This window comes from Clostridium septicum (assembly GCF_003606265.1).
GTDB lineage: Bacteria > Bacillota > Clostridia > Clostridiales > Clostridiaceae > Clostridium > Clostridium septicum.
The window spans coordinates 331,695-345,014 of record NZ_CP023671.1 but is presented as its reverse complement, the minus strand read 5'-3'; the positions used below and the strand labels follow the sequence as shown (position 1 = coordinate 345,014).

Sequence of the window (13,320 nt, the reverse complement as noted above, 5' to 3'; positions counted from 1 at the left end):
AATTAAAAAATCACTACAAAATTAACTTTATTTAAGTTAACCGTGTAGTGATTTTTACTATATGTCTACTAATGTTAATTTTAGTGTTTTACTTATTTCAAGAGATTTCAAATTAATATAAAATTCCTGGCAATTATCATTAGCAGAAAAATTAAAATTATTTTTAGGTGTTTTTTCTTTATCGTTAATATCTATGCACTCTTTTGTTGTTAAGCCAAAATATATATAGTCTTGATTTGCACTATTATTCATATTAAACACCTTTCTAAAATTAATTATTTACACCAATCTATATCAGTATATTGAGCTAGTACTTTAACTTTTAGTAATCTATTATCACATAAATCTTCTTCTGGAATTATAAAAGTAAATTTTCCAATAAAGAAATCTCTGCAACATTCGTTATTTTCAGGTTTTATAAATACTTTTTTTACTTTAAATCCTATTATTTTATCACTTTCTTTATCACAAACTAATATACCAACAGCAACAGTATTTTTAACACAAACGTCTTTTAAAAAGACATTTAAATTTAAAATACGACCAGTACAAGCTATATTTACATTAATATTTTTTCTTTCCTTTATATCACAACATTTAAAAGAAATAGTCTCTACAGAATCAAAGTCACATCCATTTTCATGGGTAGAATGATTAGGGCATTCTGGCATATGACAAGATGAAAAAACTGTTTTTTCTGAAACACAATTATTTTCTTTAATATCTTCATATTTTTCATTTCGTGTTGGCCTTTCAAAGTCACCTTCACATACACTTTCATCTAAATTATTAGGATATTTATTTTTATTACAACTCATTAAAAAATCCTCCTGTTGCTTTACTAAAATTTAAATATAATGCATTGTATGACAAAAATATACTAATTGTTACATATTAAAAGTATATAAATCTACAGATTTCTTTAAGAAGTAAGTAACTATTAAAATTTATTCAATAGATTTTTTGCAAAGTTAGGCACAATTCTAAAATAAAAACATAATATATATTATAAAAAAATTAAAAACTTATTGAAAAGGAGAAAAACTATGTCTACAAAACTTATACAAACAAAAGTTGTAATTGCACAAGGAACTGAAAATATATTTCAACAATATTTAATAGACTTAACAGAAAAAGTGGGAAATCAAACACCGGATGAGATATTTATGATTGAATCTGTAAAAAGTTGGTTTGAACTTAAAGATGCACATGTAACTAGAGAAGGTAGTGTTGTAATCTTTGATGGTTATATTCATAAAAATATTATGTATAAAGTAAAAAAAGAAAAAGGTGAGAAGGGAGAAGATGAAACAGTAATAGGAGAAATGAAGCATATAACTATTAAGAGACCATTTAATGGATTAGTTGAAGTAACTCCTATAGATAAATCTGTTTGTTTTGATCCAGATACAGATTTTGTAGAATTAGTAGAAGCTAAAATATTAGGAGAAGTTGATGATCCAATAGCTAGAAAACATGAAGATGATGAAAAAACAACAAAGATAAATGAAAAAATGGCTATTAGAATGACATTTAAAGTTGTTAGATGGGAACATTTAAAAGTTGAAACAGATGAACATCATCATCCACATCCAGAACCTCATTCATTTTGCGAAGAATAATTTATATTATCTTTAGTAAAAAGAAGGGCTATTCATAGCCCTTCTTTAAAAATTTATATGAATATATAACTTTTAGATAACCTAATTATTATTTTAAAACCAAGTATATTCGCAAAAGTGCATTGATATTTTTAATAGGTATTAATATTAATATTTTCATTTCTAACTATAGTAAGATTAATATTAATTGGTAATTTTAAATAAATTTTTTTATATACAAATAAATTTTCAGATACTTTTATCGGATCTTCAAGATTAATTATTTCTTTATCAGAAGATACCTTAATTAGGGAGCAAATATCTGTTTTTAATAATTTTTTTCCTTTTTCAGCTTTAAGATTTATTAATGATGAAAATGGTAATTTTTTATTGAAAAAGTAAATAGCACCTGAAGATGAGTTGTTAGTATAATTTTCTAGAGAAATATATTGAAAGCTTAAATCAACATATCCATTAACATATGCTATTTCACCTTTACAAGATGATGTTTCTATTTTTACCTCATTATAGCTAGAAATTATTTTAAAGATTGGAGGAGAGTTTTCAAATAAATCTATATAATCTGAGAAAAGAATATTTTCATTACCAAATCCAACTACAACTAATGCTTCTATATTAGAAAAATTAGTTGATTTTTTATTGGATAAATAATTTAAATTGTCTTTAGAATTAAACTTAAACTTTATTTTATAATAAATGGTACCTTTAATTATTTTTTTATTATATTTATCAAAATCTATTATTATGTCTATATTAGGAGTATCAAGAAATTCACAGGTTATTTTAATAGAATTTATATATAGGTCATTAATAAATGATAATTTCTCATATTTAAAGGAGTTTATAAAAGAAACTTTAAAATTTTTAGTTTTATAATCAGTATAACCATTAGATTTCTCCATAATAAGTGTAATTACTTCGTATTCACCATATAAAAATATAGAAGTATTATTAAGTATTTTAGAAAATGATTTTGATACTTTAATATTTGTATCTAATAATTCATATGTATTTTCTAGCATAAATGAAAAGTTTGACTTAAATTCAAACATATTATCATTTAAGTTAATAATATTCAAAATAAGACCCCCAAAATAAAATTCCTTACTTTAAAATATTTAAATATAAAAAAAATATGATATTAAATACATAAATTTTATAATTTAATAAACTGTCCTATTATTAAGGCTTTAGAATTACCACTATGTCCTATCTCATTTGTTTTAGCAATAGGTATATTAGGGTCATCTAATATATCTTTTAATATATCTATAATATTAGGAGAGTAATTTTCTCTTTCCATTTCAGTAAAGGTTCCAAGTAATATACCTTTAACCTCTTTTAATATACCTAGTTGTTTATATTGAGTTAAGAATGTAGTTATTTTAGCTACATCACCACTTAAACTTTCTAAAAATAAAATTTTATTTTTAAAATCTGGCATATATTCTGTTCCAGCAAGTTTAAGCAAACATCTAATATTTCCTCCTATTAAAATACCTTCCATAGAATTTCCTTGTATAAAGTTATACTTAAAGTCTAATAAAGAATTTTCACCTTTAATAAAAGTATTTTTAAAATCTATAAATTGTTTTTCACCATACTCTGAAACTAAATTTCTTAGTTGATAATGATAGGTTTTAATTTGAGATTTTTTATATAAAGAATTTAATAAAACTGATAAATCACTATAACCAAAGAATGGCTTAGAGTTTTCTTTAATTTTATCAAAATCTAAATAATCTAAAACACCATTAGCTAAGTCACCGCCAGATACATCGAAAATTGCTTTTACAGAAGGATTTAAAAACAATTCCATTAAAGAATCAGCCCTTTCTTTATTAGAACCACTAAAAACTGAATATTTTTTATATAAAGTTTTAGCATAAACCATATCTACATTAATAGAGGTTAATTTTTCTTCTAAAGCTTTAATCTTTATTGAAATTTTTTCATCTAGCCCATTAGAACAAGCTATTATACCGACTTTATCTCCTGATTTTAATAATAATTTCATAATTTAAATTGCCCTTTCTCTATATATTTACTTTATATTTATTATTACAAGATTTACTATTTTTATTATATAACAAGATGGATATATAAGGTATAATATAATTATATTATGTATAGTTTAGGAGATAAGCCTATGGATATAAAAAAGAGCTTAAAGGAAAATATGTACTATGGAAAAGCCTTTATAGACAGAATGGATATTGTTTTTGAAGATTTAAGAGCAGATTTTGACTTGTCAACATTATATAAATCAAAGAAGAGAATAGATAAACTAAAAGAAATTAATGTTGATATAACTAAGGATATAGATACTATTGCCAATAAAGCAGTAATAACTAATGGACTAATATCAGGTTCAAGGGGAACTGGGAAATCACATTTAATGTTACTTGCAAGGGATAGTATAAATTCAAGCAAGAAAAGCTTTTGTGTTTATATAAACCTAAAGGAACATAATATTATTGAGAGTATAAATATATCTAAAGAAAGATATTATTTATGGATAATTTTAAAAGAGCTTAAAAAACAATTAGATTCTTTATTTATTAATAATGAAGAAAATAAATTTAATAAAATACTAGATTATTTTGATTTAAGCAAGAAAAGTAAAAAGAATGAATTTGAAAAAAAGTACTTAGAAGTTGAAGGATTAATAAGGGAAGGGGATAGAGAGTTTTTATCTCTAATAAGTAACCTTAAAGTAACAAAAGGTAAAGAAGGAACCTTAAATTCAGAATTTGAAGGTAAAGGAGAAAGAGGACTTTTAGGAGCAAAATTAGCACTAAAAGCATCTAGTAAAGCTTCAAAAGAAACTATAGATAATAAAGAAACATATAGATTAATAGATATAAATACTATAAAAAATTATATAATAGAATTTAAAGAACTTTTAGAAATAGATTCTATAGTATTTTTTTATGATGAATGGAGTTCTGTATCAGAAGAAAATCAAATTGTTTTATCCAAATTAATAAAAGGGTTAAGTATATCACCAATATTTCATTGGATAGCTTATGTTAAATATATGAGTACCCTTGGAGTTCTAGAGCAAACTTCAGATATAACTACTTGTAAGGATTTAGATCTTAAATATATTTATGAAGAAAATAGTGAAATATGTACAATGTACTTTAAAGTGTTAGCTAATAAGAGAATAGAAAATATATTAGGTAAAACACCTTTTAATATTGATTCTTTAGTGACAAAAAGTAATTTAGATGTAATAATTAAAGCATCTATGGGAAATACAAGGGATTTTGGAATAATATTAAATTATTCCTTTGAAAATTATAAAGAGGAGTTTTTAGCTGGAAGGGAATTTGAAAGATTACATTTAACAAGACATATTGCAAAGGCAATAAAAAAGTTAGGTAATGAAAAGGAAAATAATTTAGAAAAAGCAGGTTCTAAATATACAAATAAGTTATGGCTAGAAATACAAAAATATATTTCAAGTACAAATTATACTCATTTTTGTATTGAAAATAGTGTAGAAAACTCTAATTTTCTAAAAGATATAGAGTTTCAAGAGCTTATGTACTACAGGCTTTTACATTTAAGAAAGGTTGATATTAAAGGAAAAGAGTCTGGAAGTTTTAAACTTAACGTATATTCTTGTGATGTTAGTTCTATGTATTTTGAAATTTTTAATGTAAAAAATCAAGATAAGAAAATAGAACTTGTTACAAATCAAGAAATTATAAATAATAAAATAAGAAGATATATTTTTAAAATATCAGATATAATAAACAGGTATAGAGTTGAAGAAGGAAAACAAATAATATGTAAGTGTGGTGGAATAATTACTAAAGATATGACTTATGCATTAGAAAAGGGAATTTGCATTTATTGTGGAAATCCTTTAGGATGTGCATAGTAGAGTTTTGGAAGATAGGAGGAGATAACTGTGGTTACTAAAAAACAACTTAAAGATGATATAATAACTTACGATGTGATAACATACAAAGATGAGGATGGAAAAAAAGTTGAATATGTAGAGGTTACATTAGTTGATAGAATAATAGATGTCTATATGGATATAAGAGAGGTAAATATAGGTCTTATAGCAAATAAAATAATAGAAGATAATTTATATAAAGAGTAAAATGAGACACATAATAGGTTAACCTTATTATGTGTCTCATTTTAATATTATTGTATGTATATGGAGATATTTTCATTAATCTTCAATACTATTTTTTGGATAATAGTTTTTAAAGGCATCTTCATAATCCTCAGGTTTGTTAAAATTTTGAACTTCACTTATATAAGTTCCTTTTTCATCTGAAACTAATTCATGAGTTACAGTTTTATTTTTTTTAGTCAAAATAAAGCACCTCCTTTAAGATTATTTTTACCTTAAAGAAAATTCATATGCAAATTATTAAAAATAAGAGATATTAAAATAGAAAGCATATAAAATATTGAGAGATTAATTTATAAATGTATAATATAAAGGAGCTGTTTAAAGCAGCTCCTTTAAGTTAAATTTTAAATATTACATTTTTTTGTGGAATGTTCTATTTATAACGTCTAATTGTTGTTCTCTAGTTAACTTAATAAAGTTTACAGCATATCCTGAAACTCTTATAGTTAATTGAGGATATAATTCAGGACGTTCCATAGCATCTAAAAGAGTTTCTCTATCAAATACATTTACGTTTAGGTGATGAGCACCTTGACCAAAGTATCCATCCATAAGAGCACTTAGGTTAGTAATTCTTTCTTCATCACTCTTACCTAAAGCATCTGGAATAATAGAGAATGTATTTGAAATACCATCTTGTGATTCTTCATATGGTAACTTAGCAACTGAGTTTAATGATGCAAGTGAACCACTGTTATCTCTTCCATGCATTGGATTAGCTCCTGGAGCAAATGGTTCTCCAGCTTTTCTTCCATCAGGAGTAGTTCCTGTCTTTTTACCATAAACAACATTTGATGTTATTGTTAATACTGATTGAGTGTGATATGCATTTCTATAAGTTTTGTTCTTTCTGATTTTCTTCATCATATTTTCAACTAAGAATACAGCTATATCATCAACTCTATCGTCATCATTTCCGTATTTAGGATAATCTCCTTCAACTTCAAAGTCAATAGCAATTCCTTCTTCATTTCTTATTGGCTTAACTTTAGCATATTTAATTGCTGAAAGTGAGTCTGCACATACAGAAAGTCCAGCTATACCACAAGCCATTGTTCTAAATACATCTCTATCATGTAAAGCCATTTGTAAGCTTTCATATGAATATTTATCATGCATATAGTGAATAACGTTTAATGTGTTTACATAAAGGTTAGCTAACCAATCTGTCATTACATCAAATTTTTCCATAACTTCATCATAATTTAGGTATTCACTATTTATACCTTCCATCTTAGGTCCTACTTGAACACCTGATTTTTCATCTTTACCACCGTTAATAGTGTAAAGTAATGTTTTAGCTAAGTTAACTCTAGCTCCGAAGAATTGCATTTGCTTACCAACTCTCATTGCAGATACACAACAAGCTATAGCATAGTCATCTCCCCAGTAAGGCTTCATTAAATCATCATTTTCATATTGAACTGAGCTTGTATCAATTGAAACCTTAGAACAGAAGTCTTTAAATCCTTTAGGTAATTTATTTGACCATAAAACTGTTAAATTAGGTTCTGGTGAAGGTCCTAAAGTATAAAGAGTATTTAGTATTCTAAATGAGTTTTTAGTAACTAAAGCTCTACCATCTAATCCCATACCACCAATTGATTCAGTTACCCAAGTTGGATCACCTGAGAATAAATCGTTATATTCTGGAGTTCTTAAGAATTTAACAAGTCTTAATTTCATTACAAAATGATCAACTAATTCTTGAGCTTCTTGTTCAGTTATAATACCAGCTTTTAAATCTCTTTCAATGAATATATCTAGGAATGTTGAAGTTCTACCAAGAGACATTGCAGCACCATTTTGTTGCTTTATTGATCCAAGGTATGCAAAGTATAGCCATTGTACAGCTTCTTTAGCATTAGTTGCAGGATTTGATATATCAAGTCCATAAGTAGCAGCTAGTCCCTTTAATTCTTTTAAAGCAAGAATTTGATCAGAGATTTCTTCTCTTAATCTTATAATGTCTTCATCTATGCAGTTTACTTCTAAACTTTTCTTTTGATCCATTTTATCTTCTATTAATCTATCTACACCATATAGAGCAACTCTTCTATAGTCACCTATAATTCTTCCTCTACCATAAGCATCTGGAAGACCAGTAACAATACCATATTTTCTAGCAATCTTCATTTCATCAGTGTAAGCATCAAATACACCTTGATTGTGAGTTTTTCTATATTTAGAGAAGATTGTAGAGATAGATGGGTCAACTTCAAATCCATATGATTTAGCAGCATTTTCTGCCATTCTAATTCCACCTTGAGGCATAACAGCTCTCTTAAGTGGTGCATCAGTTTGAACTCCAACTATTTTTTCTAAAGCTTTATCTATATATCCTGGAGCATATTCGTTAATTCCTGATACAGTTTTTGTATCAACATCTAAAACGCCACCATTTTCTCTTTCTTGTTTAAATAATTCACTTACTTCGCTCCATAGCTTAGTAGTTGCATCAGTGGCACCTTCTAAGAAACTAGAATCTCCTTCATATGGAGTATAGTTGTTTTGTATAAAATCTCTTACGTCAATATTTTTTGTCCAATTACCTGTGTTAAAGTTAGTCCATTCTTTTCTCATCACATCAACCTCTTAAAAAATTTTTTAATTAAATCCATTATTAATTAATAATGGTTATCATGTTAAAAATATAACATTATCCGTTAAATAATGCAATAGGAATTTTAAAAAAATGGTAAAATTAATAAATTGTTTTTAAATTTTATATTTTAAAAGAAATGAAGTATACTAATATTATTAATTGAGAATGGAAAGGTAAAGTTATGAGAGTAATGACTTTTAATTTAAGAACTGATTTTATTTTGGATATAAATAATAGATGGAAACATCGATCTGATATTGTTTATGAAGTTATAAAAAGATATAATTGCGATATAATAGGGGTCCAAGAGTTAACAGAAAAAATGCTTAATGATATAAAAGAAAATATAAATAATTATAATATTGTTGGAAAAGCAAGATCACAAAAGTTATTTATAGAAAGAAATGATATTTTAGTTTCTAAAAAACATAAAATTATAGAGCATGATACTTTTTGGTTATCTAATAATCCTAATAAGCAGGGTAGTTCTGTATGGTATTCTATGTATCCAAGGATATGTACTACAGCAGTTATAGAATTGGAAAATAATAAAATTATAAGAGTATATAATACTCATTTAGATTGTTTATTACCTAAGGCAAGAGAATATGGTTTGAAGAAAATAGGAGAATATATAGAAAAACAATATAAAAAAGATAAATTGCCTATAATTTTAATGGGAGATTTTAATGCAAACCCAAATAGTAAGTTAATTAGGAATTTTTCAAATGGTAATTATAGTACAAATAAGTTTATAGCAGTTCAAGAATTTAAAAAAGATATTTATGGAATATCAACAATGAGCAAATTTAGAGGAAATAAGAAAGGATATCATATAGATTATATATTTATATCAGAAGAATTCAAAATAATAGATACAAATATAATAGATTATAATAAAAATGGGAAATATCCATCGGATCATTATCCTGTTATAGCTGATTTAGAGGTTTAACTTAAGCTAAACCTCTAAATTTTTATAAGTTAGAATCTACTTTCAAATATATTAGAAATAGGTCCTAAGATACTACCTTCATCTTTAGATGAGGTTCCAGTTACAGGAGCAGCAGCAAATACTCTAGAGGCTAATCTGCTAAATGGTAAGCTTTGAACCCATACCTCACCAGGACCTGTTAAAGTGGCAAAGAAAAGCCCCTCACCACCAAAAAGTGTATTTTTAACTCCACCAACAAATTGTATATCGTAATTAACATCTTTTGTCATTGCAACGAGACAACCAGTATCAATTTTTAACATTTGACCAGGTAATAAAGTTTTCTTTACTATAGTTCCACCGGCATGTATAAATGCAAGTCCATCTCCTTCAAGCTTTTGTAATATGAAACCCTCTCCACCAAAGAATCCAGTACTTAATTTTCTTTTAAAATCAATTCCAATACTAACACCTTTAGCAGCACAAAGAAAAGCATCCTTTTGACAAATTACTTTACCTCCATATTTAGATAAATCAACTGGAATTATTTTTCCTGGATAAGGAGAAGCAAAAGCAACTTTTTCTTTAGAAGATCCTAAATTAGTAAAAGCAGTTAAGAATAAACTTTCGCCAGTAATAACTCTTTTAGCAGCAGAACCAAGCTTCCCAAAGAATCCACCATTATTATTTTTATTACTTCCATCTCCGAAGATAGTTTCCATAGATATGTTATTATCCATCATCATCATTGCGCCAGCTTCAGCAATAACAGTTTCTCTAGGGTCAAGTTCAATTTCAACAAATTGCATATCATCGCCATAAAGTTTAAAGTCTATTTCGTGTGAATTCATTTTAATCACTCCTTTTTATTAACAGTATATATTTTAATTTTATAATAATAAAGCAATAATGATAATATTTTAAAGTTAAATTTATTAAATATATTTTTTAGATTTAAATATTAATAAAAATAATAGGAAATTTAAGTATAAGTAGGTTAAATAAGAAAAAATGAGTATCATTATCATTTAATACCTAAATATGGAGTTATTCGAAATTGAAAGTTAATATCAATTAATGTATGATAAATTAAGATGCAAGAGAGGGGGAGTATTATGCTAACCGAAGTATTAAGTGTTTATTTTAATGATGGAATTTTTTCTAGTAGATATGTTTCTGAAAAATTAGGTATTACTGAAGAAATTGCTGAAGAATATAAAATGCAATTAATAAGAATGGGATATATACAAAAGCAAGAAGAGTGTACTATGGAATCCTGTAAAAGTTGTAGTTGCGGATGTTCGGGAAAAAAATTAAATGGAGTAATAAACTGGGATATAACTGAAAAGGGATATAAAGTTATTAATAATATTAAAAAAAGGGGAGTTTGTTAATGAATACTTTAGACAATATAGGTATAGGGGTAGAAGTTAAGGTTAAAGGATTAGAAAAAGAAAGTTTAGTAAGAAGAAGACTTCTTGATATGGGAATTACTCCAGGTGTAACAGTTAAAGTTACAGGAAAGGCTCCAATGGGAGATCCAATAGAAATTTTAATTAGGGGATATAAATTAACTTTAAGGAAAAACGAGGCTAAAGCGGTAATTATTGAGTGATGATTAAGGAGGGAGAATATGCTTCCAATAAATTTAGTAAAAGAGGGAGAAATAGTAGAAATTCAAAAGTTAGCACTAAAAGAAGATTTTGCTAAGAGAATGATGGAGATTGGGCTAGTGGCTGGAAATAAAATAACTGTAGTAAAAAATGACGGTAGATGTATTATTATATCTATTGGAGAAAGCAGATTTGCTTTAGATATGACATTAGCGAGAAAAATTATGATAAAAGAATAGTTTATTGATAATGATAATTAATTTAATTAGGGGGATAAAATGAAGACTATTGCATTAGCAGGAAATCCAAACTGTGGTAAAACAAGTATATTTAATATTTTAACTAAAACCAGGCAACATGTAGGTAACTGGCCAGGAGTAACAGTAGAGAAAAAAGAAGGAACTTTAAAATATAAGAAAAATGAATATAAAGTAGTAGATTTGCCAGGAACCTATAGCTTAGGAGCATATTCAGAAGATGAAGTAATTGCTAGAAACTACATAATTAATGATAAACCAGATGTTGTTATAAATGTTGTAGATGCTACGAATTTAGAAAGAAACTTATATTTAACACTACAGCTTTTAGAAATGGGAGCAAATGTGGTACTAGCCTTAAATATGATGGATGAAGCAAAAAATAAAGATATATATATAGATGCTAAAAAGTTATCTAAAGAACTTGGAATAAAAGTTATTCCAACTATAGCTTTAAAAAATGAAGGTATAGAGGAATTAATTGAAGCATCTATAAGTGAGAATTCAAAAAGTAGGGCTAAAGACTTAAATTATGGAGAAGACCTTGAAAAATATATAGAAGTTTTAGAAAATGTATTAAAAAATAATAAAACAAAACTTAATTATCCTGAAAGATGGTTAGCTATAAAACTTCTAGAAAATGATAATTATATAAATAAACTAATTAAAGATGAAAATATAAATGGATTTTCAAAGGTTATAGATGAAAGTGCAGCAACTATTGAGGATGAAATTGGATTTGAGGCAGAAATAGCAATAGTAGATAAAAGATATGAGAGAATTTCTGAAATAGTTAGTAAAACTATAGTTAAAAAGAGTGAAAATAAAGTAACATTAACTGATAAGATTGACAAGATAATAACAAATAAATTTTTAGGGTTGCCTATTTTTGCTATAGTTATGCTAATCTTATACCAAATTACTTTTACAGTAGGTGCAGGAATTCAAGACTGGACAGATGTCATGATAGGATCACTAGGTGAAAGTGCAGTAGGGTTATTAGAATCAGTAGGAGCTCCAGAACTTTTACTTAGCTTTGTTAAAGATGCTCTTTTTGGTGGAGTAGCGGCAGTATTAGCATTTCTACCATTAATAATGGTGATGTATTTCTTAATAGGAATACTTGAAGATAGCGGATATATGGCAAGAGCAGCTTATGTTATGGACAGAGTTATGAGATCTATAGGATTACACGGTAAGACATTTGTATCAATGCTTGTAAGTATTGGTTGTAACGTACCTGGAATTATGGCAACAAGAACTCTTGAAAATAAGAAAGATAGGATGGTAGCCATACTTATAAATCCATTTATATCATGTGGAGCTAGACTTCCAATATATGCAGTATTTATATCAGCATTTTTTGAAAGTAATCAAGCACTAATATTATTTGCATTATATGTAACAGGTTTAATAGTAGCATTAATTGCAGGAAAGATATTTAGTAAAACAATATTTAAGGGAGAGCCTTCATATTTCGTTATGGAACTACCAAGTTATAAGATTCCATCAATTAAAAATATATCAATGTTAATGTGGGACAAGGCAGGAGCATTTATAAAAAGAGCTGGTGTTGTAATATTACCAGTAATGGTTATTCTTTGGGCATTATCTACATTCCCATTAGGAGCAGAACAATATAGTGAAGAAACATTATTAGGTATGATAGGTGGAGTTATAGCACCTATATTTAAGTATGCAGGTTTTGGAACATGGCAAGCATCAGTTTCACTAATAACAGGAATACTTGCAAAAGAAACAGTTGTTGGTACAATGGGATTAATATATTCAGGAATAGAAGAAGGCCCAATGTTAATAAGTGCCGTACAAACAGTATTTACACCTCTTAGTGCTATGGCGTTTATGGTAATGTCACTATTATATACTCCTTGTTTAGTTGCTTTAGGAGCAATAAAAAGAGAAACCAATTCATGGAAGTGGACTTTATTTACAGCAATTTATACATTCTTAGTAGGTTTAGTAGCAGCCACTTTAGTTTATCAAGTTGGCAGTTTATTAGGATTTCAATAATATAAAGTAAAGCTATATCAATGTTATATTGATATAGCTTTACTTTTATTTAGAGTGAAATAGAATTTTGTAATATCTTTATATATTTAGATTAAA

General features: G+C 26.7%; 15 protein-coding genes. 8 read left to right on the top strand and 7 right to left on the bottom strand.

Annotated features, from left to right (window positions below; genetic code table 11):
• Window positions 1-57: 57 nt before the first annotated feature.
• Both CP523_RS01575 and CP523_RS01570 read right to left on the bottom strand, forming a co-directional pair.
• Window positions 58-252, bottom strand: coding sequence for a hypothetical protein (locus CP523_RS01575; RefSeq protein ID WP_066675669.1), 195 nt, complete (start codon window positions 250-252; stop codon window positions 58-60).
• A gap of 23 nt (window positions 253-275) precedes the next feature.
• A complete protein-coding gene (locus CP523_RS01570; protein WP_066675667.1) occupies window positions 276-818 on the bottom strand; it encodes a hypothetical protein in 543 nt (180 codons plus the stop codon).
• Between the two features lie 228 nt (window positions 819-1,046).
• Between CP523_RS01570 and CP523_RS01565 the strand changes: the two genes are divergently transcribed.
• Complete coding sequence (locus CP523_RS01565; RefSeq protein ID WP_066675665.1) at window positions 1,047-1,622, top strand: hypothetical protein; 576 nt, start codon at window positions 1,047-1,049, stop codon at window positions 1,620-1,622.
• A gap of 131 nt (window positions 1,623-1,753) precedes the next feature.
• Here the strand turns inward: CP523_RS01565 and CP523_RS01560 are convergent, their stop codons facing one another.
• Window positions 1,754-2,701, bottom strand: a complete 948-nt coding sequence (locus CP523_RS01560; RefSeq protein WP_066675664.1) for a hypothetical protein — start codon at window positions 2,699-2,701, stop codon at window positions 1,754-1,756.
• A 77-nt stretch (window positions 2,702-2,778) separates the two neighbouring features.
• Entirely contained in the window at window positions 2,779-3,639 is an 861-nt protein-coding gene (locus CP523_RS01555; RefSeq protein ID WP_066675661.1) for a S66 family peptidase, read from the bottom strand.
• 132 nt (window positions 3,640-3,771) lie between these two features.
• Here CP523_RS01555 and CP523_RS01550 point away from each other — a divergent pair, with 132 nt between their 5' ends.
• Together CP523_RS01550 and CP523_RS01545 are read left to right on the top strand one after the other, a co-directional pair.
• Complete coding sequence (locus tag CP523_RS01550) at window positions 3,772-5,514, top strand: hypothetical protein (RefSeq protein ID WP_120140430.1); 1,743 nt, start codon at window positions 3,772-3,774, stop codon at window positions 5,512-5,514.
• Window positions 5,515-5,544: 30 nt separating this feature from the next.
• Entirely contained in the window at window positions 5,545-5,742 is a 198-nt protein-coding gene (locus CP523_RS01545; protein WP_066675658.1) for a hypothetical protein, read from the top strand.
• 75 nt (window positions 5,743-5,817) lie between these two features.
• Here CP523_RS01545 and CP523_RS15870 read toward each other — a convergent pair whose 3' ends face one another.
• Window positions 5,818-5,964, bottom strand: a complete 147-nt coding sequence (locus tag CP523_RS15870) for a hypothetical protein (protein WP_162925928.1) — start codon at window positions 5,962-5,964, stop codon at window positions 5,818-5,820.
• 171 nt (window positions 5,965-6,135) lie between these two features.
• Window positions 6,136-8,367 carry a formate C-acetyltransferase gene (gene pflB, locus CP523_RS01540; RefSeq protein WP_066675656.1) on the bottom strand — a complete coding sequence of 744 codons (2,232 nt, stop codon included), beginning with the start codon at window positions 8,365-8,367 and terminating at the stop codon, window positions 6,136-6,138.
• A gap of 203 nt (window positions 8,368-8,570) precedes the next feature.
• On the opposite strand from pflB, the gene CP523_RS01535 reads away from it, so the two are divergent.
• Window positions 8,571-9,344, top strand: a complete 774-nt coding sequence (locus CP523_RS01535) for an endonuclease/exonuclease/phosphatase family protein (protein WP_066675654.1) — start codon at window positions 8,571-8,573, stop codon at window positions 9,342-9,344.
• Between the two features lie 29 nt (window positions 9,345-9,373).
• On the opposite strand, the gene CP523_RS01530 is transcribed toward CP523_RS01535, so the two are convergent.
• Complete coding sequence (locus CP523_RS01530) at window positions 9,374-10,174, bottom strand: TIGR00266 family protein (RefSeq protein ID WP_066675652.1); 801 nt, start codon at window positions 10,172-10,174, stop codon at window positions 9,374-9,376.
• A 264-nt stretch (window positions 10,175-10,438) separates the two neighbouring features.
• Here CP523_RS01530 and CP523_RS01525 point away from each other — a divergent pair, with 264 nt between their 5' ends.
• From CP523_RS01525 to feoB, 4 genes are read left to right on the top strand one after another with little or no spacing between them, the layout of a single operon-like run.
• Window positions 10,439-10,717: a hypothetical protein gene (locus CP523_RS01525; RefSeq protein WP_066675649.1), complete on the top strand. Its 279-nt coding sequence runs from the start codon at window positions 10,439-10,441 to the stop codon at window positions 10,715-10,717.
• Window positions 10,717-10,938, top strand: coding sequence for a FeoA family protein (locus tag CP523_RS01520; protein WP_066675647.1), 222 nt, complete (start codon window positions 10,717-10,719; stop codon window positions 10,936-10,938). The genes CP523_RS01525 and CP523_RS01520 overlap by 1 nt, the downstream gene beginning before the upstream one ends.
• An 18-nt stretch (window positions 10,939-10,956) precedes the next feature.
• Window positions 10,957-11,175 (top strand): FeoA family protein, encoded by a 219-nt coding sequence (locus tag CP523_RS01515; RefSeq protein WP_066675645.1) that lies wholly within the window; start codon window positions 10,957-10,959, stop codon window positions 11,173-11,175.
• 39 nt (window positions 11,176-11,214) lie between these two features.
• Window positions 11,215-13,224 carry a ferrous iron transport protein B gene (gene feoB / locus CP523_RS01510; RefSeq protein ID WP_120140429.1) on the top strand — a complete coding sequence of 670 codons (2,010 nt, stop codon included), beginning with the start codon at window positions 11,215-11,217 and terminating at the stop codon, window positions 13,222-13,224.
• The last annotated feature ends 96 nt before the right edge of the window (window positions 13,225-13,320 follow it).